The 25,952-nt window shown below is 42.0% G+C and carries 6 protein-coding genes and 1 tRNA gene; 6 read left to right on the forward strand and 1 reads right to left on the reverse strand.

The window, feature by feature from the left end; translation table 11 throughout:
- Positions 1-48 precede the first annotated feature (48 nt).
- A complete protein-coding gene (locus H7U19_RS12010) occupies positions 49-441 on the reverse strand; it encodes an START-like domain-containing protein (RefSeq protein WP_186562714.1) in 393 nt (130 codons plus the stop codon).
- Positions 442-524: 83 nt separating this feature from the next.
- Here H7U19_RS12010 and H7U19_RS16985 point away from each other — a divergent pair, with 83 nt between their 5' ends.
- The 6 genes from H7U19_RS16985 (at position 525) to H7U19_RS12035 (ending at position 25,930) form a co-directional block, all read left to right on the forward strand.
- Entirely contained in the window at positions 525-650 is a 126-nt protein-coding gene (locus H7U19_RS16985) for a hypothetical protein (RefSeq protein WP_281386197.1), read from the forward strand.
- Positions 628-701: transfer RNA gene (locus tag H7U19_RS12015), tRNA-Met, on the forward strand. Before H7U19_RS16985 ends, H7U19_RS12015 begins: the two co-directional genes overlap by 23 nt.
- A 203-nt stretch (positions 702-904) precedes the next feature.
- Positions 905-7,258, forward strand: a complete 6,354-nt coding sequence (locus H7U19_RS12020) for a M14 family zinc carboxypeptidase (RefSeq protein ID WP_186562716.1) — start codon at positions 905-907, stop codon at positions 7,256-7,258.
- 198 nt (positions 7,259-7,456) lie between these two features.
- The gene (locus H7U19_RS12025; protein WP_186562718.1) at positions 7,457-14,830 is read left to right on the forward strand and encodes a choice-of-anchor D domain-containing protein; all 7,374 of its coding nucleotides are present in this window, start codon (positions 7,457-7,459) and stop codon (positions 14,828-14,830) included.
- Between the two features lie 207 nt (positions 14,831-15,037).
- Entirely contained in the window at positions 15,038-18,223 is a 3,186-nt protein-coding gene (locus tag H7U19_RS12030) for a LamG-like jellyroll fold domain-containing protein (RefSeq protein WP_186562720.1), read from the forward strand.
- A 219-nt stretch (positions 18,224-18,442) separates the two neighbouring features.
- Positions 18,443-25,930, forward strand: a complete 7,488-nt coding sequence (locus H7U19_RS12035; RefSeq protein ID WP_186562722.1) for an immunoglobulin-like domain-containing protein — start codon at positions 18,443-18,445, stop codon at positions 25,928-25,930.
- Positions 25,931-25,952: the final 22 nt, after the last annotated feature.

Consider the following 25,952-nt stretch of genomic DNA (forward strand, 5'->3'; position numbering starts at 1 on the left):
AAATCCCGAAGTAAATTCGGGACAAATATAAGGTTATATGGGCTTTTATTATACTGAACCTAGAACATGTTTTAGATCCGAAATTTGATTTTCCCACAGCATTTTGGCCTCATCGATTTCATCATCATCAGCAAAATCGGTGACCATTAAAGATACGTCCTTGGTGATTTCATCTACCTGAATTCGTATTTCGAAATAACATTGCAGGTCCTCCTCTTCATCAACCAACCATCTGAACTTTACGCGTTCCCCACTTTTTTTGCTCAGCAACTTTGCCTGCTCCTCGCTATCGTCCCAAATAAAGGTAAAAAGCTCTCCTCGGGAGTTAACGTTATCCGAAAACCATTCCTGCAAACCAGATGGCGTAGAGATATATTGATACAGTAATTGTGGTGAAGCATGAATAGGAAACTCCAGTTCAAATTTAACTTTGTCGTCCATAAATGATAATAAGATTTAGCGTTGCTCAATATACATTAATTCATAAGATATCCAATTATTTTTCAAAATATTTTGATTGGGGAATGTTTGCGAACGTAATATTTGTTTTTATATTTGCAACCTCAAAATGGCGAGGTAGTCATCCCGATAGCTATCGGGAGGTTAGAGCCATTTTGGATTACAAATGGCGAGGTAGCTCAGTTGGTTAGAGCGTCGGATTCATAACCCGGAGGTCTCGAGTTCAAATCTCGATCTCGCTACGAAAAAAGTAAAAGCTTAATACAATCGTATTGAGCTTTTTTTTTGGTTAAAACATACCCAGAACAAATTTAACAAGACAAAAATCCTAGCAATAAAATTTAATTTATATTGCATTTCATCGATTTTTTTTGCATTTTATAGATTATTTACTCAAGAATTCTATATATTCGTGCCTAAATAATTCATTATAATCCCAAATCTGATGAAAAAAATTACTCTCCTAAGTATTCTTTTGCTAACAATAGCACAGATAACCCACTCTCAGGAAATTCTTAAAAGAGTTTCTATTTCAAACATTAATTCATCGACCATTGAACAACTTGATGCCCTAGGTATCGATATGACCTGTGGCGCAATCCTTCATAATCATAATTTAACATTAGAACTGACGGAACACCAGTTGCACCAATTAGAAAACAAAGGTTTGATATATAATGTGTTGATTGACGATATGACGAAGTTTTATAGTGAAAGGGCCATTAGAAACTTGCCCCTGGCTACAGCGGAAGTGGAAAGGCAGAAAAGTCTTAAAAGAGGAAAGTTAGCGCTAAAACAGAATAACAAACTAACATCTAAGTCTTTAACAATCAATGAGTTGCTTAACAACTTAGGACAGTACGATGAATGCGATGAGATGAATTGGGAAGTTCCTGACAACTGGAATTTAAATGATTCTGATAGCTATCCAAATGAAACTAATCATTTTGGCGGTTGTCTTACCTATGATATGGTTTTACAGGAGCTGGATGACATGAAAAGGTTATATCCAAATCTTATTTCTACAAGAAAAAATGCGTCACCAACTAATCAATTAACGGTTGAAGGCAGGACAGTGTGGTTTGTTCGCATATCCGACAACCCGGAGATGGATGAGCCTGCCGAACCAGAAACACTTTACCAATCTTTAATTCATTCGCGTGAAGCAGCTTCCATTATGCAGTTGCTTTACTATATGTGGTACTTATTAGAAAATTATGAATCTGATGATGCCATTAAAAACTTGGTGAATAATCATGCGATGTATTTTATCCCTGTCTTTAACCCAGATGGTTTTGTTTATAATGAAACCGTAGCCCCAAATGGAGGTGGCGGTCAAAGAAAAAACAGAAATACCAGTGGTGGATGTGGCACCTACGATGAAGGCATCGATTTAAATAGAAACTCTGCATACTATTGGGGTAATGGAGGTGCTTCTACTACTAACTCATGTAGTTCGACTTATGCTGGTTCAGGACCATTTTCTGAGAATGAAACACAGATTATGCGTGATTTCTTCATGCAGCATGATTTTAAATTAGCACTAAACCACCACTCATTTAAAAATGTGATGCTTCACGGCTACGCAGGAACAAATATAGACAATCCAAGGCCGGACGAATACTCAAAGTACAACCATGACATGACATTCTATAATCGTTATGGTTACGGACCAAGTACATCTATCAGCAGTTTGAACAGTGGTAATATGAACGACTGGATGCTAGGTGGCCCCGCTGGCGTTAGCGCCAATGGTACACCAACTGGCATAGGATCAGGAAAGCACACCTTATCTTGGACACCCGAAAATGGGGCCGGCTCAGAAGGCACTGGTGGTACTTATGGGGGGTTTTGGCCAGACCCAACTAATTATTTGCCCATTGCCCAACGCGCAATGCGTGCTAATTTTTTGGCAGCTTATTTCAGTGGGAAATATGCAAAGCTTCATGACCTAAACCAATCAGATATAACTAGCACATCTGGAAACTTAACCTTTGGCATTGAAAACTTGGGTCAAAATGGTAACGATACAACACCAGATACAAATAATTTTACGGTAACCGTTACGGCCGTTACACCCAATATTACAATAAACACAGCAAGTGCCAGCCAAAATTTCACATCTTCTGAAATTTTAGCCCAAAAAACTGTGGATATCAGCTATACTTTGGACGGGGGTATTGCGGCAAATGACGAAATTCAATTTAAAGTTGTACTTACAAATGATTACGCCTCCGATAATGTTTTGTATGAAACTATCATTACCAAAATATATACACCTACAATATTATCGACATTAGATCCAACAAATTTCAGTAATTGGACCAGTTCTGGATCGTGGTCTTCAGTAACAGATGGCTTCAATGACGCCTCCGCAATCAGATCTAACGCTTCTATTCCCTATTCTAACAATCTTAACAACCAAACGTTGCAATATAATGGGACCCTAAACTTCAGTGGCATTCAATCTGCAGTGATTCAATTCTACGGAAAGTGGGATTTAGAGCGCAGCTTTGACTATGTTCAAATCGAGGCATCGGCAAACGGTTCCACAGGCTGGACTCCATTATGCGGAAGATTGACCAAGCCTGGTTCGGAAGATCAGGATTCCCAAACCGGATCACGCTACTCTCAAAAGAGTACTACAAATATAAACTTCCAACCTGATGGTGAGCAATTGTATGATGGAGATACCCAAGACAAATGGAGTATGGAAGAAATAGTTATTGATGCATCCACAAATTCGGCATTCCTAGGGGATAGCTCCGTATTTATTCGGTTTGTATTCCATACCGATTCCTCAAACCGACAAGATTCTTACATCAATGCAAATTTTGAAGGATTTACCTTTGATGATTTTAAGGTTATCGGCATTGGATGTTCTACCGCTGTACCTACAAACATCGCGGCATCGAACATAACAACGGATGCAGCTACTGTTAATTGGGACGAAGTATTCAACAACACCTATGATTTAAGATATAGAGTTAACGGTACTTCAACATGGGCGAATGTATCAGATTTTAACACCAACAGCAACGCACTTAGTGGTTTAACTCCCGGCACGACATACGATGTTGAAATAAGAAGTCAATGTGGCACAAGTACAAATTCTGCCTATAGTGCTACATTTAATTTTTCAACATTGGCTTGTGACCCTCCGAGCAACATAACAGCATCGGATATTGGGCTTTCTACAGTAAGAATACATTGGGACGATATCCCAGATGCTACATATGATGTAAGATACAGAGAGAATGGAACTTCAACTTGGACTTCTACCTCAAGTACCAGCTTGGTTTTAGATCAACCTGTTTACAATATCTCAGGGTTAAGCGAGGCTACAACATACGAAGTACAAGTGAGAACGGGTTGCCCTGGTAGTGGTAATTCGTCCTACAGTACCTCTGTACTATTCACTACATTGGGCTGCGTAGCTCCAAGTAATATTACGGCTTCTGAACTTTTCATTGATAGTGCTAACATTACTTGGGATGATATTGACGGCGCAACCTTCGATGTTAGGTATAGGGAAAATGGCACATCCCCATGGACTACGGTTTCCAATCTTGATGACAATGCATACAATATACCCAACCTAGACCCAAATACTACGTATGACGTTCAGGTAAGAACGGATTGTAGCTCTTCCTCTTCATCTTATTCGTCAACCGTAAACTTTACAACATTAGCCTGTACGGCTCCAACAAACGTGACCGCAGATGATGTTACGTCATCTAGTGCCACCATAAATTGGGACGAGATTGTGGGCTCCGATTATGATTTAAGATTTAGGGAAACGGGCACATCGACTTGGACAAATATCAGCGATAGAGCTTTAAATTTTTACAATATTCCTAATCTTGTGGCCGCAACCGAATACGAGGTTCAAGTGAGAACGGTGTGTACTGCTTCAACAAATAGTGCGTATACAGCTTCAACGGTATTTACAACTTCAGCATGTGATGACGTCGTAAGTGCATTCCCCTATGCTGAAAGCTTTGAAAGTGGTTTTGGCCTATGGGTCCAAGAGTCCAGCGATGATATTGATTGGACAAGAATCTCTGGATTAACACCATCTAATACATCTCCTGATGTTACCGGGCCTTCTGGAGCGGTAGATGGTAGTTTCTATGCCTATACGGAGTCTTCTGGGAATGGAACCGGCTATCCTGATATGGATGCACTTTTAACCAGTCCATGCCTTAATTTTACAGGTTATGAAAATGCTCAATTGACTTTCCAATACCATATGTTTGGTTCTACCATGGGAGATCTTTACGTAATTGTTAGTACTGATAATTTTCAATCCTCCAACGTTACCGTTTTTACCCAGTTGGGCTCACCTTCGTCTCAGACTTCTGGAAATAGTGATCCATGGGAACCAGCTACTATTGATTTATCTGCTTATGACGGGCAAACTATTAAGATTCGTTTCTTTGGTGAAACTGGTTCAGGTTTTAGGAGTGATATCTCTATAGACGATATTAATGTTTCTGCAGATGTTATTTCATCAACAACCTGGTATGCAGATACAGACTCTGATGGTTTTGGAGATCCAAGCGTAAGTCAGGTTGCAGGCTCGCAACCGGCAGGTTATGTAGCAGACAATACAGATTGTGATGATGGCGATCCAAACGAGTTCCCAGGGCAGACCTGGTATTTAGATGCTGACGGCGATGGGTATAGCGAAGGTACCTCAACCACTGTTTGTGAGCGTCCAACAAATTATTATACAGCAACCGAACTAACAGCAACATCTGGTGATTGTGACGATACCGATGGTACCGTGAACACGCCTCAGCAATACTACGTGGATGCGGACGGTGACGGATTCGGATCGACCACTACGGCGATGCTTTGTGAATCAACAGCGCCTGCCGGATATAGCGACAACAACACCGATTGTGATGATACCGATGGTACCGTGAACACGCCTCAACTTTATTACGTTGATGCTGACGGTGACGGCTTTGGTTCAACGACCACGGCGATGCTCTGTGAATCAACAGCACCTGCCGGATATAGCGACAACAACACCGATTGTGACGATACCGACGGTACCGTGAACACGCCTCAACAATACTATGTAGATGCTGACGGTGACGGATTTGGTTCAACTACTACGGCGATGCTCTGTGAATCAACAGCACCTGCCGGATATAGCGACAACAATACAGACTGTGACGATACCGATGGTACCGTGAATACACCACAGCAATACTATGTGGATGCGGACGGCGACGGATTCGGATCGACTACCACGGCAATGCTTTGTGAATCAACAGCACCTGCCGGATATAGTGACAACAACACCGATTGCGACGATACCGACGGTACCGTGAACACGCCACAGCAATACTACGTGGATGCGGACGGTGACGGATTCGGGTCGACTACTACGGCGATGCTCTGTGAATCAACAGCACCTGCCGGATATAGTGACAACAACACCGATTGTGACGATACCGATGGTTCCGTGAACACACCTCAACAATACTATGTAGATGCTGACGGTGACGGATTCGGGTCGACTACTACGGCGATGCTCTGTGAATCAACAGCACCTGCCGGATATGCAACGAACAACACCGATTGTGACGATACCGATGGTACCGTGAACACGCCTCAACTTTATTACGTTGATGCTGACGGTGACGGATTCGGGTCGACTACTACGGCGATGCTCTGTGAATCAACAGCACCTGCCGGATATGCAACGAACAACACCGATTGTGACGATACCGATGGTTCCGTGAACACACCTCAACTTTATTACGTTGATGCTGACGGTGACGGATTCGGGTCGACTACCACGGCGATGCTTTGTGAATCAACAGCACCTGCCGGATATAGCGACAACAATACAGACTGTGACGATACCGATGGTACCGTGAATACGCCTCAACAATACTATGTAGATGCTGACGGTGACGGATTCGGATCGACCACTACGGCAATGCTTTGCGAATCCTCCGCACCTGCCGGATATAGCGACAACAATACAGACTGTGACGATACCGATGGTACCGTGAATACGCCACAACTTTATTATGTGGATGCGGACGGTGACGGTTTCGGATCGACCACTACGGCTATGCTCTGTGAGTCAACGGCCCCTGCCGGATATAGCGACAACAATACAGACTGTGACGATACCGATGGTACCGTGAACACGCCACAACTTTATTATGTGGATGCGGACGGTGACGGTTTCGGATCGACCACTACGGCAATGCTTTGTGAGTCAACGGCCCCTGCCGGATATAGTGACAACAATACAGACTGTGACGACTCGAACGGATCCATCAACAGCCCGATTACTTATTACGAAGACAATGATGGTGATGGCTTCGGATCTACAGTAACGGTGGATTTGTGTGAGACCACGGCACCTGCAGGGTATTCCACTGACAATACAGATTGTGATGACGGGGATAATACCATTTACCCTGGTGCCCCAGAAATAACAGATGATGGTATTGACCAAGACTGTGATGGTTTCGACCAAACTACATTAACCGATGAAGAAACATTAGAACTTACCGATATATCTATGACTCCAAATCCGTTTGCCGATAACATAAGTATTTCTGTGCCTTTGAGCTTTAACAATAGCGACTTCAGCATTCAACTATTTGATGTAAATGGAAGAAAAGTTATAGAGAGAAGGTATACCAGTAGAAATGGCAAAATTGATGTCGTTGACTTGAACAAACTGGAACAAGCAACCTATTTGGTGAAAGTTACCAATATCAAAACAGGACAAAGCTTTAGAAGAAAATTAGTGAAATTCTAATTTTAAAAGAGATTTTGAAAAAGGGTGGATTTGTATAAAATCCACCCTTTTTTATTATCCACCCCGAAAATATAAATCATTAATAATCAACTAATTAATTTACCAATACTGCATTTCATCGATTATTTTTGTATTTCATAGAGTTATCCGCTACATTTGGTGCTTAAATAATTAGTCCCAAGCTAAATTTAACCTCTTATGAAAAAAATTACTTTTTTAATAAGGGTCGGTATACTTATATCAGGTGTATTGCTCTCATTTAATGGATTTTCACAAACATGTGGGTCCACTATTAGTACATTTCCCTATTCAGAAAATTTTGAGACTGGAGTTGGTGGCTGGACACAAGATACAGGGGATAACTTTGATTGGTCTAGAGACTCAGGAGGAACACCTTCTACAGGCACTGGACCATCAACTGGCCAAGGCGATACGTGGTATATGTATATTGAAACCTCTTCTCCAAGAATTTCGGGGGACACAGCAAACTTTGAAAGCCCCTGCTTTAATCTAACAAGTGCAATTGCAGCTAATTTCTCATTTTGGTATCATATGTTTGGTGGTAGCATCGGCTCTCTACATGTTGAACTTAGCACGGATAACGGTAGTACCTACCCAAATTTATTATGGTCTCAAACAGGACAAGTCCAAACATCAAATGGACAAGCGTATAATCAAGTTAATTTAAATTTGGCAGCCTATGTTGGCCAAACCGTAAAAATTAGATTTAGGGGTGTTAGAGGAGCGAGTTGGGATGGAGATATCGCAATTGATAATGTTGGGATGACTGCTACACTAGGAAGTTTTCCAGAAATCAACATTCAGGGAAATGCGACCAATATTGCCGATGGAGACACAACTCCAGATGTAAGCGATGATACTGACTTTGGCAACGTTGATATCACAATAGGAACGAATGCCAATACCTTTACCATTCAAAACTTAGGAACCGCAGCACTTAACCTTACTGGTGGACCTTTGGTTAGTATAACCGGGGCGCACGCTGCCGATTTTACAGTGACAGCTACCCCTGCCAGCACAATAGCCGCTAGTGGTAGTACTACATTTACCATTACATTTAACCCAAGTGCTTTAGGCTTAAGAACGGCATCAGTAAGCATTGCAAATGATGATTCAAATGAAAACCCTTATACATTTAGCATTCAAGGTACGGGAACAACACCCAGCCCTGAAATAGAAATCGTAGGTAATGGCACAGTTATAAACGATGGTGACACAACGCCATCAACTGCTGACGATACAGACTTTGGTAATGTGAATACTGCTTTAGGAACAACAACCGACACCCATACTTTTACTATTAATAACACAGGAGACTTAGCTTTAAACCTAACGGGTACTTCTCCATATGTTACAATATCAGGCACCCATGCAGCAGATTTTTCAATAACAGCAAATCCAAGCACTCCAGTGGCTATTGCCGGATCCACCACGTTCGATATAACCTTTGACCCTAGTGCCACAGGTATTAGAACTGCTACCATAACCATTGCCAATGACGACAGTGATGAAAATCCGTATACCTTTGATATTCAAGGCACAGGAGTTGACCCTTGCAGTTCAACAGTTAGTAGTTTCCCATATACCGAAGACTTTGAATCCAATACAGTCGGTGCATGGATCCAAGATACTGCCGATGATTTTAACTGGACTGTAAACAGTGGAGGAACGGGCTCCACAGGAACCGGCCCTAATGCTGCCGGTGGTGGCACCTACTATATTTATACTGAAGCTTCTTCGAATTTTAATAATACAAGCAATCTATTTAGCCCATGTTTTGACCTTACGGGGGTGGCTAATCCAGAATTCTCGTTTAGCTACCATATGTATGGAGCCGATATGGGCACCCTTAATATAGATGTAAGCACCGATGGAGGTGCTACCTATGGCACAAACCTTTGGACTCAAACCGGCCAGGTACAAACTGCCAATGGCGATGCATGGATTTCTGTTACCATCAACCTTGCCGCGTACATCGGACAAACCATCAAATTAAGAATACAAGGCATCACGGGTAGCAATTATCAAAGTGACATTGCAGTAGATGACCTTGCACTTGCAGATGTAACTCCTGAACCCGAAATCAATATTGTTGGAAATGCTACATCGATAAGCGACGGAGATACTACGCCATCCACAACCGACGATACTGATTTTGGTGATGTAGATGTAGCGACTGGAACAGATGCCAATATATTTACTATTGAGAATTCTGGCACAGCTGACCTTAATTTAACCGGTGCTTCCCCCTATATATCAATTACGGGTACCCACGCGGCAGATTTTACCGTTACAGCAACACCATCAACACCAATAAGTGCAACTGGAAGCACAACGTTCACCATAACTTTTGACCCTAGTGCTTTAGGGCTAAGGACAGCTACAGTTTCTATTGCAAATGATGATAGCGATGAAAACCCATACACTTTTGACATTCAGGGAACGGGTGTTGTACCAAGTCCAGAAATAGAAATTGAGGGCAACGGAACTGTAATCCCCGACGGAGATGTGACACCTATTGTAGCGGATAATACAGACTTTGGAAATGTAAATACAGTTGGCGCAACACTTGGCCATACTTTTACCATTAACAATACTGGTCTTTTAGATTTAAATCTAGTTGGTATTTCGCCATATATTACGATTACAGGAACCAATGCCGCCGACTTTACGGTAACCACAATACCATCAAGCACTATTGCGCCTGGAAATTCAACCACATTTGTAATCACCTTTGACCCCGGCGCAGCTGGACTTAGAACAGCCACTATAACCATAGCAAATGATGATAGTGACGAAAATCCATATAATTTCGATATTCAAGGTACCGGTGTAGACGGACCTCCACAGTATACAGCGTATTATGAAAGTTTTGATGCTTCTAACGGCGGGTGGACCATCATAACCTCAACAAATGATAGTTGGGTTTGGACATCAGCCTACCCAGTTTCTGTGACTCTTGAAATTGCAGAGGGTGGTTTCTGGAGAAATAACAGCTACAATAGCTATGTAAATAATACCAATATTGTTGTTGAAAGTCCCGTATATGATTTTACAGGTTTAGAAAACCTGAGGCTTAGTTTAGATTTGGAATACGACACCGAAGACAATGTTGATGGAATGCGAATTTTATACTCAGTCTCTGGCGGGCCATTCACCCTTCTTGGTGCTTCCGGCTCAGGCACAAACTGGTACGAAGATAATGCATCTGCTTTGGGCACTGATGGCTGGAACGGAGATAGTAAACCTTCTGCTCCAACATTTTCAGGAGCTTACAATCATTTTCAAAATGCTACCTTGGATTTGGATGATCTCACCTTTGCCAACCAGAGCAATGTGAGGTTCAGAATAGAATTTTCAAGTGATGGCTCTAGTACAGATGTTGGTGTCGCATTTGATAATTTCAAGATAGAAGCGGATCCGTCAACAGTGCTCAACGACGCAACAGTTGCGCCAGCAGATGTCACGTCCAATCTACGCCTGTGGTTAAAAGCCAATGAAGGTATTTCAGTATCAGACGGCACAGCTTTAACCAGCTGGGAAGACCAAGCTTATGATACAAGCCTAGACAAAGAAGATGCCAATGCCGCAAGTACTTTGGCACCAATTTACAGAGATAATGCCACTCGAAATATCAACTTTAACCCAATCGCAGATTTTGACAACAACAATACCGAATACATGAACGGTAAAGGAGGATTCCATTCCCAGGATTACTTTGTTGTGGTAAAAAGTGATGACGTGGTGGATACACAAACAGGTACCTTTTCTCCGGGGAGACAATTTTCTATTGGTGGGCGTTCCGACGATGCCAACTATCATGAGGACCCCACAGGATTATCATTTGGTAGTGCTACAGGAAGGTATGTAAATGAAGTGATAGCACATAATATGGGTGCCTATGCCAATACCAGTAGTACACCAGGTGTGGACTCATACGGTAGAGCATTTACATCTTCAAGCGACACTTTTGATCATGTTATGATTTTGAACGTTAAGGCCAATGGCGCAAGAACTTCAAAAGAAATATATAAAAACGGTAAACAAATTGATAACACTACCGGTACAACAGGAACATCAGGAACAGGTACGCCGCTAAACTATTACGAATTTGACAACTTGTCCTTCCTAATAGGAACTGGCCGAAGTGGAATTGCAGGTAGAACTACCTCTCAACTCAATGGTATGTTGGGTGAAGTTATTTCTTATAAAGCTCCTAATTCTGCCTTGAATCAACAGAAAATTCAAAGTTATTTAGGCATAAAATATGGTATCACTTTACAGCGCGCCACTTCAACCTTAACGGATTACAGGCAGAATGATGTGGACTATATCGATTCTCAAGGCAATGTGATTTGGGATACAAGCGCCAATACTGGTTATAATTATGATATAGCGGGCATTGGTAGGGATGACGCATCCGAACTCAACCAGAAGCAATCCAAAAGCCAGAATGTTGAATCAGACGGCACGGATGCCTATGGCCCAACGTTAACCAGCGGATTCTTAACGATAGGACTTACAGATGTCTATGATACCAATAATGATAATATTACAACCAATACCACAACATTTACCGACAGACAATTCTTGGTTTGGGGTAATAATGGTGCGGATATCACCAGTGCTCCATTTACTGTAAATGTTGATATGAGTGCAGGCATTGCAGGTCTTTCAACGCCAGTGACATTTGACGGGATGCAACGCATTTGGAAAGTGGTTGAAATTGGCGGGGATATTCCTTCTTGTAAAGTAAAATTGCCTCAAAATGCCATTAGAAATATTTCTCCTCCAGGAAGTTATCTGATGTTTATTTCCGATACAAACATATTTGACCCTACAGCAGATTACAGGGTAATGGTGCCAGACGGCAGTGGCAACCTTGAAACCGACTATGATTTCAATGGCACAAAGTATATAACCTTCGGTTATGCGCCTCAGGTCATTGTTGAACGCTCTGTTTATTTTGACGGTGCTTCGGATTATGTTGATATGGATGACAACTTAGACCTAAATACATCCAACTTTACTATTTCTGCATGGATAAAAAGAGATGTAGGTGCTATAAATGCTTCAATTGTTTCAAAAAGAGATAACGCCTTTACTGAAGGCTACGACTTAAGAATTGACGGCTCAGGCAGATTGTCATTCGCTATTAATGGCGGGGCGGCTACCCTAACCTCTTCTGTAGCTATTCCCGAGAGCAAATGGCACCATGTTGCAGTAATATATAATAGTGGTACAGCTACATTGTACATTGATGGTGTAGCGGACACTAGTGCATCCTCATGGCCGGCACCAACAGCAACTTCACGAAAGTTCTTAATTGCTGCGGCAGATGGATATGATCCAAATACAACTGATTATTTCGCGGGTAACATTGATGAAGTTAGGGTATGGGATACCGCTTTAACAGTGGACCAACTAAGGTACGTAATGAACCAAGAAATTATGGATGACGCAACACTTGCTCTTCAATACGGAGATGTGATTCCTACGACTATTTCGAAGTGTGAAATCAGTGCGGTGCCGTGGACCGACCTTGCGGGGTATTACCCAATGTCTGTATATACGTATACAAATACAAATGACATCTCAGGAAACAATATCCAAGGCGCACTAAGAAACCTAAATACTGTGGACCGCCAAACTGCTCCACTTCCTTATGAAACTGAGGCGGCCGGATCATGGGACGCTGCCGGAACTTGGCTAAATAATGCGGATCAAAATTTACCAAATTCACTTTCTATTGTTGATGGCGTTACCCCTATTGATTGGAATATTGTGGAAATTAACCACGATACCTATCTTGGTTCGTCCCCAACAGCCGCCAGATCGCGAGATTGTATCGTTCAAGGTTTGATTGTTAATAGTGGTGATTTACAAGTAAACGGAGATACCGTAGGAAACACTGGTATTGGACTGACCGTAACGCATTACTTAAGAATTGATGGTACGCTAGATTTAGAAGGAGAATCCCAATTAGTACAGACGGATCAAAGTGATTTTGATACTGCAAGTACAGGTACCCTGGAAAGGGACCAACAAGGGTATTCCAATACCTATTTGTATAACTATTGGTCTTCGCCAGTATCTACTACAAGTAATGCTAGCTATGACGTAACTGATGTTTTCAACAATATTGGATTTCTTACCTCCGGATATAATGGCACAAGTTCTCCGGTTCAAAACGCCGATTATTGGATTTGGAAATACGCCAACAGACCAAATGATGTATATAGCGAGTGGCAACATGTTAGAAGTACAGGGTCCTTGTCAGTAGGCGAAGGCTTCACCATGAAAGGCCCAGGAACGCTAACCGCAGACCAAAACTACATCTTTCAAGGTCAACCAAATAATGGTGATTTCAGTTTGTCAATCACTGTAGATAACGAATATTTAGTCGGGAACCCCTACCCTTCAGCATTAGATGCCAACCAATTCATTTTGGACAACATTAGCGCTACAGATGGCGGAACTAATACCACAAATGTGATTAATGGCGCATTGTATTTTTGGGATCACTTTGCTGTAAATAGCCATATTTTAGCTGAATACCAAGGTGGATATGCAGTTTATACGCTTTTGGGCGGCACTGTTGCCGTTTCAACGGATGCAAGAATTAATGCGACTTATGTTTCAGGAACCACACTACCCGAAAGATATATTGCAGTTGGACAAGGTTTCTTCGTATCCGCTGTAGATGATGGAGGCATCGCCGGGCTCACACAGCCCATTGTTGGCGGAAACCTCCTGTTTAGAAATAGCCAAAGAGCTTACCAAAAGGAATTTGTTTCAGGCTCCAACACAGGCTCGGCACATTTTAAAAAGGGAAAATCTAAATCAGCTGCTAAGGCACAGCCTGAGGATACCAGAGAAAAAATTAGATTAATGTTCGATTCGCCAGGTGGTTATCACCGTCAATTATTGGTTGGCGTGGATAACAATGCCTCAACAGCCTTTGATATCGGCTACGACGCCTTTTTAAACGAGGATAATAGGGAGGATATGTACTGGACCATGGACAATTCCAAACTGGTAATCCAAGCTTTAGATAACTTTGATGAGGACCAATTTATCCCTTTTGGCGTTAGAATAGACAGAGAAGGCTTAGCCACAATAAGAATTGAAAACCTGGAAAACATTAGTGCTAGTAAAGACATTTTTGTACACGATATAGAATTGGATACCTATCATAATTTGAAAGAAAGTGACTTCAGCATAGTGTTAAGCCCAGGCGAGTATAATTCACGCTTTGAAATTACTTTCCAAAGTAATGTTTCATTGAGTACTGACGATGTAGAAGATTTAAATCTGCAAGTTTATTTTTCAAATGAAAAAGAAAGTATTATAGTAAATAACCCAAAACATACTGATATTGAAACTGTGGAAATGTTCAATATTCTTGGTCAATCTGTATTCAGGGCTCAACCTGACAAAATGGACGAGTCTTACCTTGAATTTAAAACAAGACAGATTCACAAGGGTGTTTACGTTATTTCTGTGGCATCAGAAAATGGTACTATTACCAACAAAGTTTTGATTGATTAATTGCCAACGAGAAGCAAAAATTCATAGAGACTTAAATTAGAATTAAGACCAACTGATATACCCCAAACCTAGATTTGGGGTATATTTTAAAAACATATTTTGTCGTGCATATAATCTCTTTATCGAATATATAAAAGTAAAATCAATCGGTTTCCTATATTGTCGGCACCAAAACTATTTTTTAACTAACCTGCCAAAATCCTACTTATGAAGAACATTGCAATTGCTGTAATATTGGCTTTCTCTCTCCTTTTTTGCAATACATTGCAAGCGCAGTTGCACCCCACTCCGGAGTGTGGACAAAACTTCAATTTAAATTGGACGACAAGTTCGGCAAGCGAAGATGCATATTGGAGACCGGGAACACTTTCAAATACGTATTCGAATGTTGACGATTCTGGGATAGACATCAAAATAGAATTTACAGGTGAAACCAGCACGCTAGGATTTTGGTCTGGACAGACCCCTAAAATAGGAACTCAATCCAGCTATCTTTATAAAGGCATTGATTTATTAACAAACGGTTTTTCTGGGGAGGGCATAACTTGCACTATTACATTTAGCCAGCCTATTTACGCCCTATCCTTTGACATACATCACATTAATGTTTCCCTGGGGAAAGGAGATAAATATACCATTAAAGGAAAGGACGTTAATGGAAACGACATCTACCCAAAATTTAACACTTCAGCTCAACCTCCATATACAGTTGATGAAACTACCGGAATTGTAAATGCTGTGGCAAATTTATCGGCAGGTGAAAATCCCATGCTGGGGGTAAATTTTGCTGACTCCAATTATATCACAAGCATTACTATACTTTGGGAGGATTGCAATACCTGCAACCCTGAGAGCTTGCATGCCACCGGGATTGGAAATTTCAGTTTTTGCAAACCGCAAACCTTGGATTTTGACGGTACTGATGATTATGTTAGTAGATCCTCTTTTTTAGGTGGCCAACAACAAGCAACATTGATGTCCTGGATTAAATTGGACGATTATACCGGTGATTACACCATTATGGGACAGCCCAACTGTATGCTTTTTGTCGATAGTAATAACAGCCTACGAGCATCCTTAAAAACCGATTCGAGAGGGGACATTGCATCTCCTGCTTTGGAATCGATGGTTTTGGACGAGAACATTTGGTATCATGTGGCGTTGATTTACGATGGTATTAATGGAAATATTTCACTTTTTATCAATGGTGAAAAAGAATGGGAACATACAAATTCGGATGTCGCAAATACAACGCTCAGTAATTCAAGTGAATGGAGTGCATTCGATTTTGAAATAGGTAGAAATTCAGTTTCAAAAGACAACTATTTTGATGGCTCAATAAATGAAATAAGAGTTTACAACAAGGCTCTAGCGGAAGCTCAATTACAAGCTCAAATCTTTCAAAAAATAGAATCCAAAAATGAAAGTATCACAGGTGCTATTGCCCATAATACTATTGAAGGACTATCTTGGAAGGATTTGTTGCTCTATTATACAATGGAAATTTTGGACACTGGCTATACTGCTGACAAATCTAATTATTCCGAACACGGGCTATTGCACAACATGGAAGAAACCTATCAGGATTTTGACGCACCCCTACCCTTCGTCTCAAAAGAGACCGCCACAGGCGATTGGAAGAACCCTGAAAATTGGTTGCAAGGAGATGTGTGGGATGCATATAGAGGCTTTCCCGAATATGCTATTTTACAGGTAAAAGGAAACTTAGACATCAACGAAAATGCCACAATCTTGGGGCTTATCGTCGATTCAGGCGCTTCGCTATCTGTTAAAAATGATTCGGGCTTATTCAACACCAGTTATCTTAGATTAGATGGCACCCTAAGCCTAGAAGGAGATTCTCAACTCATACAAGCTTCGGAAAGTTTGCTGGATCCTTTGAGTTCTGGCGTATTGGAAAAAGAACTTGAAGGCACGGCGGACAAATACACCTATAATTATTGGGCATCTCCTGTTGGAAGGCAAAGTAATAGCACTAACAATAACAGTTTTACAGTAAAAGACATTTTTGCCGATGTTAATTTTTTGGAAAGTGGTTATGACGGTGTTGCGGTACCTCTGGGAATAGCGGATTACTGGATTTGGAAATTCTCCAATAATTCAGGAAATACTACTGCCACGTGGCAACAGGTAAGAAGTTCTGGAGAAATAATGGTGGGCGAAGGTTTCACAATGAAAGGCCCAGGAACGGGTACTATTTCAGACGTGCAAAAATATACACTTCAAGGCAAACCAAATAACGGAACAATTGAAATCAATGTTACCGCCGGTAGCGATTACCTAGTGGGCAATCCCTATCCATCCGCCATCGATGCCATACAGTTTTTAAAGGATAATAAAAATTTGGAAACAGATGCAAGCATGACCAACGGTACTTTATATTTTTGGAAACATTGGGGAGGCAACTCCCACATTGCGGATAATTATCAGGGAGGCTATGCCACATTCTCTCTTTCCGGAGGAGTGCCTGCCGCTTCAAAAGGTTCAGACAGCCCTGAAATATCAACAGGGGGCACACCCAACGAAATCCCTGGAAGGTTTATCCCTGTAGGTCAAGGATTTTATCTTACGGCGACTTCTAACGGCAAAATTATGTTTAATAACAATCAGAGAGTTTTATATCATCAGCCGCAAGAGTCCTCTACAACAAACAAGAAATTTCAAAAACTGGTTGAAGAGGAAGCAGAAGACCCCAGAACAAAAATAAGACTTGGGTTTACCTCGCCAAATACCCTAAGAAGACAATTGCTCCTCACTATTGACGAGGATGCAACCCCTGCAATAGATTGGGGCTATGACTCCAAGTACATCGACACCCAGATTGACGATATGTATTGGATGATCCAAAATCAAAAGCACACCATCCAAGGTACGAATGAAATCAATGAAGAAACAGTGTTTCCGTTGGGTATCCATACTGATATGGACGGTTTCAATAGCATTTCTATTGACGAGTTGGAAAATACACCAAACGATTTTATAATTTATCTTCATGATAAAGAATTGAATACTTATCATGACCTAACCCAGTGGAAATACGAAATCTTTTTGTCCACAGGAGAATACCTCAACCGTTTTGAAATTGTTTTTTCCCAATCTCAGACCTTAAGTGCCCAGACACATTTGGAAAGCGAACAAATAGAGGTTTATTTTTCTAATGAAAAGAACAGTATCGTCATCAACAACCCTTCTTCTCAGATGATCGAATCTGTTGAAATGTTCAATATTCTTGGTCAATCATTGTTTCAGCGCGAAACCAAAACCAACAAAAACCATCTTAAGTTTAGCGCCAATCATATCCCCCCAAATAACTATATTCTAAAAATTGAAACCGAATATGGTACTATAGCCAAAAAAGTAGCTATATTATAATGTTAATCCAATAGAAATCTCCTAAAAGAGACGGAATTTTCAAACACATTACGTTGTCATTCAATATCTTACATTTTATGTAAGCGCTTTCTTTGCACTAGTTATGGCAAAACCATAATTATATAAGTTTTTAATAATTTGTTGATAAAATTTATCTACGGTATAGTAAAAAAGATTAATTTAAGTCTCAATTAACCTTTATTATATCCAACCTTAGTTATGAAAAAAATACTTTTTCTGTTCAGTATTTTACTGAACCTTTCCCTCGCGTTTTCACAACAAATTAATTACAAACGTGTCAGTATTAGCAATCCCAGTAGTGCCACCATCTCTCAGATGGCACAATCAGGAATAGACCTTCAATGTGGTGCCATATATAAAGATGGCAAGTTGCAATTGGAATTATCGCAAAACGAACTAGCCACAATCTCCAGGTTAGGCGTACCTTACAATGTGCTTATAGATGACTTAAGCACTTATTATGCGGACCGCGCCCAAAAAAACCTTCCCAGGGCCAGGCAAGAGCTTCAAGCTCAAAAAGGCTTCCAATCCAAAGCTGGATTTGGCAAAAGCAGTGTTTCGAGTGTGGTACTAGACAATATTGGCCAATATAACGGGTGTGATGAAATTAACTGGAGCACACCTACAAATTTCAAACTTGGAAGTATGGGTGGTTGCCTCACGGTTTCAGAAGCCTTGGCAGAGCTTGATTTAATGCGATCGCTTTACCCCAATATTATTTCAGTGAAAACAGATGCCTCCCCTACCAATCAAACTACTGTAGAAGGCAGAACAACTTATTACGTAAGAATTTCAGATAACCCTGATATTGACGAATCTGGAGAGCCAGAAACCTTATATACTGGAATGACGCACTCTCGAGAACTTTCCAGTTTGATGAATCTGATGTACTATATGTGGTATATTCTTGAAAATTACGGTTCGGATCCTGCGATAACCAATTTAGTAAACAACCAGGAATTATACTTTATTCCAATTGTTAATTCTGACGGTTTGGCCTATAACGAATCCATTTTGCCCAATGGTGGTGGGTTACAGCGAAAAAACAGGAACATCTATAATGGAAGTTGTGGAACCACCTCCGAAGGAGTCGATCTCAACAGAAATTTTGGATACTATTGGGGCAATGGTGGGTCTTCTACAAATACGTGTAGTGAAACCTATCGAGGCCCTACGTTTTTCTCCGAGCCTGAATCTCAAATCGTCAGAGACTTCTTTTTGCAACACGACTTCAAGCTGGTATTGAACCATCATTCATTTAAAAATGCCATGCTTCATGGCTATGCAGGCGTAGATCCAGCAACTTTAGATGCCGCTGGTGTGGACAGACGAGAAGATGAATTTGCCAAATACAATCATGATATGACCCATTTTAACCGTTATGCATACGGTCCAAGCACCCAAATAAGTGCATTAAACAGTGGGAACATGAATGACTGGATGATGGGTCCTGCCGTTGCTGGTTCTACTGGTGGCCCCGGTGCAGGTATAAATGCCATGGCATGGACGCCAGAGAATGGATCGGGATCTGAAGCTGGTTCAACTGGCAGTGGCTTTTGGCCGGATCCCTTGCTCATCGATGATATTGCCAGAAGAGCTATGAGAGGTAATTTTCTGGCTGCATATTTTAGCGGTAAGTACGCGAAACTTATTGATTTATCTCCTTCCAATATTACCGCTTTAAATGGGAATCTAAATTTTGGAATTGAGTATTTAGGACAAACCGCCAGTGACTTTACGCTTTCAGTTACACCTGTTTCTGCCAATATAAATTCTATAAGTAGCCCAAGCTCCCAGATTGGGATGTCTGCGCTAGAACAGCGGAATGTGGTCGCAACATATAGCTTGGACAATGCTATACAGGCCAATGACATTATTGAATTTAATGTTGCCTTAAGCAATGATGACGGAGTAATTTATCAAGCAAATATCAAAAAATATTACACACCAAATATTCAGTTTGTTGATGACCCAGATACGGACGGAACTTCAAACTGGACGGCTGCAGGAGGATCTTGGGGCACTATCTCCCTCAATGGATTTTCTGGTACAACAACAACGGCCATTACTGATTCGCCGTCTGGCTCATACGCTAACAATGAATCCAAGACGCTTCAGCTTAATTCCACTATTGCCACTACTGGTGTTAACGAAACCATCATTCAGTATTATGCCAAATGGGATTTAGAGCGAAGTTTTGATTATGTACAGATTGAAGCTTCCACTAATGGATCAACATGGACCCCCCTATGCGGGACCTATACCAAACCTGGAGCCCCAAACGAAAACAATACTTACTCCGGAAAAAGCACAACCAACAATAATTTTCAGCCTGATGGCGAACAATTGTATGACGGAGATACTCAGGATAAATGGGTGATGGAAGAGATTATCATTGATGGCACGAACAACAATGCTTATTTTAATCAATCAACCGTTTATTTGAGATTTAATTTCAATACTGATGGCTCCAATAGACAAGATAGCTACACCACTTCTTTTGACGGATTTGTTTTTGATGATTTTAGGGTATTGGGCGTACAAATTCCTTGTGTCCTGTCAGTTCCTGTTGGATTGAGTGTTTCTAACATTGGCGTAACCACAGCCACCTTAACCTGGGATCAGGTAACCTCCGCAACATACGACATAAGGTACAAAGCAATCAGTGATACCAACTGGACAGAAATTAATGATATAAACGGACTTACTACCGACTTATCTGGGTTAGCAGAATCCACGGATTACGAAGTTCAAATTAGAAGTCGCTGTACTTCAAACACTTCAAACTATAGCAGTTCGGTTAATTTTACTACCAACGCATTTGTGGCCTGCACGGGCACTTCGATTGCCTCTTTCCCTTATAATGAAGGCTTCGAAGGCTCTATCGGAGATTGGACCCAATCCACGGCAGACGATTTAAATTGGTTAGTCAATTCAAACACCACACCCTCCCAAAGCACAGGCCCTTCAGGAGCAATAGAAGGCTCCAGCTATATATATGTTGAAGCTTCTGTTGAAGGCACCGGTTATCCTAACAAAAGAGCAATAATTAGCTCGCCCTGTTTCGACCTTACCGGAATGATTCAGGCTACTTTCAGCTTCAAATACCATATGTTTGGTGCATCCGACATGGGCACAATCGATCTTGAGGTTAGCAATGACAATGGTACTAATTGGACCAGTTTATGGAGCCAATCAGGTAACCAAGGAGACACCTGGTTATCCGTTGATGTCAACCTTAATGCATATGTGGGAAGCAGTGTTCAATTAAGATTCAATAGGTTTGTTGGAAGTACTTGGCAAGCGGATATTGCTATTGATGACATTGTAGTTACTACATTTGATGGCGTAGATTCAACACCACCAGTAATCACCTTAAATGGATCTTCCCCTGCAGATGTAATTATAGGGGCTACCTATACCGAAGAAGGGGCTACTGCAACAGATAATATTGATGGAGATATTACGGCAAATATTGTAATTGGTGGGGATACTGTTGATTCCAATACTTTGGGGACATATGTAGTTACTTATGATGTAAGCGATGCCGCCGGAAATGTGGCCACTCAAGTCACAAGAACCGTTAACGTTATTGATGCACCTCCAGGATGTACCGGAGGCATTACCTCCTATCCTTATGCCTTTGGCTTTGAAGGTACCATTGGAACTTGGACGCAATCAGGTGCGGATGATTTGGACTGGTTGGTGAACTCCAATAACACTCCATCCAACAACACAGGACCTTCAAGTGCGGTTGAAGGCACAAGCTATATATTTGTTGAAGCTTCAGGCAACAACACAGGTTACCCAAATAAAAGGGCAATTATAACGTCTCCATGCTTTGACCTTTCGAGAGCCAGTGGTGCGGATTTCAGTTTCCAATACCACATGTTTGGCTCTTCCGACATGGGAACTATTGATTTAGAATTGAGTAGTGATGATGGTGCCAATTGGACCAGTATTTGGAGCCAATCCGGCAACCAAGGAAATTCTTGGCTAGCCGTAAATATTAATTTAGATGCCTATGCAGGCGCGAGCATTCAATTGCGCTTCAACAGGGTTACTGGCGGTACATGGCAGGCAGATATTGCCATTGATGATATTAATTTGACCGCTGACGAGCAAGATACCATCGCACCAATTATCACGCTTATCGGCAATGCAACGGTTAACTTGAATGTGGGCGATACTTATACAGAAGAAGGCGCAACAGCAACGGATAACATTGATGGGGACATCACCGCAAACATCGTCATCGGAGGCGATACCGTGGATACAAATACTGGTGGAACTTATGTTGTAACCTATGATGTAAGCGATGCATCTGGGAATGCCTCAACACAGGTAACAAGAACAGTAAATGTGATTCCAGATACTACTGCGCCAGTCATTACTCTAATAGGTTCAGCATCAATTGATTTGAATGTGGGCGATACCTATACCGAACAGGGCGCGACGGCTTCCGATAATATCGATGGCGATATCACAGCAAACATCATTATTGGGGGTGACATCGTAGACACTAATACAGCAGGTACCTATATCGTAACCTACAACGTAAGCGATGTAGCAGGAAATCCCGCAACGCAGGTAACTCGGACGGTAAACGTGATTCCTGATACCACGGCCCCAGTCATTACACTGATTGGTCCGGCATCAATTGATTTGAATGTGGGCGATACTTATACCGAAGATGGTGCAACGGCAACCGACAACATTGATGGAGATATTACCGCAAACATCGTTATCGGCGGTGATACGGTAGACACCAATACTGGCGGAACTTACGTAGTGACTTACGACGTGAGCGATGCTGCCGGAAATCCAGCAACAACAGTAACAAGAACCGTAAACGTGATTCCGGATACCACTGCACCGGTCATTACGCTTGTTGGCAACGCAACAGTCAACTTAAACGTTGGCGACACCTATACCGAACAGGGCGCGACGGCAACTGACAACATTGATGGGGACATCACAGCGAACATTCTTATCGGGGGTGACACCGTAGATACTAATACGGCCGGTACTTATGTCATAACCTACGATGTGAGCGATGCGGCCGGAAATGCGGCAGCACAAGTGACCAGAACCGTGAACATGATTCCAGATACCACCGCGCCAGTCATAACTCTTGTTGGCAGCGCAACCGTCAACCTAAATGTGGGTGATACTTATACAGAAGAAGGTGCAACAGCAACAGATAACATCGATGGCGACATCACAGCGAACATTGTTATCGGAGGGGACATAGTTGATAGCAATACCGCAGGTAGCTATGTGGTGACGTACGACGTGAACGATAACGCCGGCAACCCTGCCACAACGGTAACTCGGACGGTAAACGTGATTCCCGATACTACTGCTCCTGTAATTACACTGATTGGTCCGGCATCAATTGATTTGAATGTGGGCGATACTTATACCGAAGATGGTGCAACGGCAACCGACAACATTGATGGAGATATTACCGCAAACATCGTTATCGGCGGTGATACGGTAGACACCAATACTGGCGGAACTTACGTAGTGATTTACGACGTGAGCGATGCTTCCGGAAATCCAGCAACAACAGTAACAAGAACCGTAAACGTGATTCCGGATACCACTGCACCGGTCATTACGCTTGTTGGCAGCGCAACCGTCAACCTAAATGTGGGCGATACTTATACAGAAGAAGGTGCAACAGCAACAGATAACATCGATGGCGACATCACAGCGAACATTCTTATCGGTGGCGATTCTGTCGACACTAATACTGCCGGAACCTACGTGGTGGCCTACGACGTGAGCGATAACGCTGGCAACCTTGCCGCAACGGTAACTCGGACGGTAAACGTGATTCCCGATACTACTGCACCGGTGATTACACTGATCGGCTCCGCTTCAATCGACTTGAACTTGGGCGATACTTACACCGAACAGGGTGCCACGGCTTCCGATAATATCGATGGGGACATAACTGCCAACATCATTGTCGGGGGTGACACTGTAGATACTAATACCGCAGGCACCTACGTGGTAACCTACGACGTGAGCGACAATGCTGGAAACCTAGCAACCCAGGTTACAAGAATTATTAACGTCATTCCTGATTCAGTAGCTCCAATAATTACTCTGATTGGTTCAGCTATCATCGACTTAAATGTTGGTGAGACATATAATGAACTTGGAGCAACAGCGACGGACGATATTGACGGCAACATCACGGCCAACATTGTTGTCGGGGGCGATACCGTCGACACCAATACTGCGGGAACCTATGTTGTGACCTATGATGTAAGTGATGCTGCAGGAAATCCTGCAACGCAGGAAACAAGAACCGTGAATGTCATTGATATACCAAATGGATGTACAGGTGGCATTTCATCTTTCCCTTACAATGAAGGTTTTGAAAGTTCCTTTGGAGCATGGACACAAGGAACAAATGATGATATAGATTGGTCTCTTAACTCAAATTCAACGCCATCCAATAATACGGGGCCGTCATCTGCATTTGAGGGTAATCAATATATTTATGTTGAGGCATCTTCCCCTAATTTCCCGAGCCAAAGGGCTATATTGAATTCCCCATGTTTTAATTTAGGAGGCCTTACCGGAGCTACTTTCAGCTTTAAGTATCATATGTTTGGCTCATCCGATATGGGAACTATTGACTTAGAAGTAAGTATTGATGAAGGGGCAACCTGGACAAGTATTTGGAGCCAATCTGGCAACAAAGGAAATAGCTGGCTGACTGCGATTGTTGATTTAACACCTTACGTTGGCAACGGCGTTCAATTAAGGTTTAATCGATTTATTGGCGGTACTTGGCAAGCGGACATAGCAATTGACGACATAAGTTTGGTTGATGAAGTTGTTGTATTGCCGAGTTGCTCGGGTGGTGTTTCCGCTTTCCCTTACTCTGAAAGTTTTGAAAACACATTAGGATTATGGACGCAATCCAGTGCAGATGACAATGACTGGACAATCGATGCCTCCGGCACCCCTTCAAATAACACCGGACCGTCATCTGCTAGTGCCGGAACCTATTACCTCTTCGTTGAAGCCTCTGGCAACAACGTGGGTTACCCCAATAAGAGCGCTATTCTCAACTCTCCATGTTTTGATTTAAGCGCGAGCACAACCGCCACCTTTAGTTTTGATTATCATATGTTTGGCGCAAGCGATATGGGAACCATTGCCTTGGAGGCAAGTAATGATAATGGTATTACATGGGCAACTCTATGGAGCGAATCGGGCAATAAAGGCAATAGTTGGCTCACCGTAAATGTAGATATTACAGCTTATACGGGAAATAGTGTTCAATTGCGATTTAACAGAATTGTCGGCAGTACTTGGCAGGCGGACATTGCAATTGACAACATCGGTCTTTCTACTTCTAGTAGCGCAAAGACCGGTGTCGAAAAAGTTCTTGGCACCGAGGACAATGCTATTGTTAAAACCGAGCTTAGGCTTTATCCAAATCCAGTGACCGATGTATTGAATATTAAGCTCACGAACACTAGCGGACAATCGAGTACCTCATCCAAACTTGAATATACGATTGTGAATGCCTTAGGCCAATTGGTTCAGGAAGGTAAAACGGACAAAAAGATTGTGGTGGACAGGTTGGAAGCCGGAGTCTATTCGATTAGGGTGAAGGATGGCGACAAGCTATATTCCAGAAGGTTTGTTAAGAAATAAATTGTAATAACCTAACCAACAA

It is taken from the genome of Hyunsoonleella aquatilis (assembly GCF_014270105.1).
Lineage (GTDB): Bacteria > Bacteroidota > Bacteroidia > Flavobacteriales > Flavobacteriaceae > Jejuia > Jejuia aquatilis.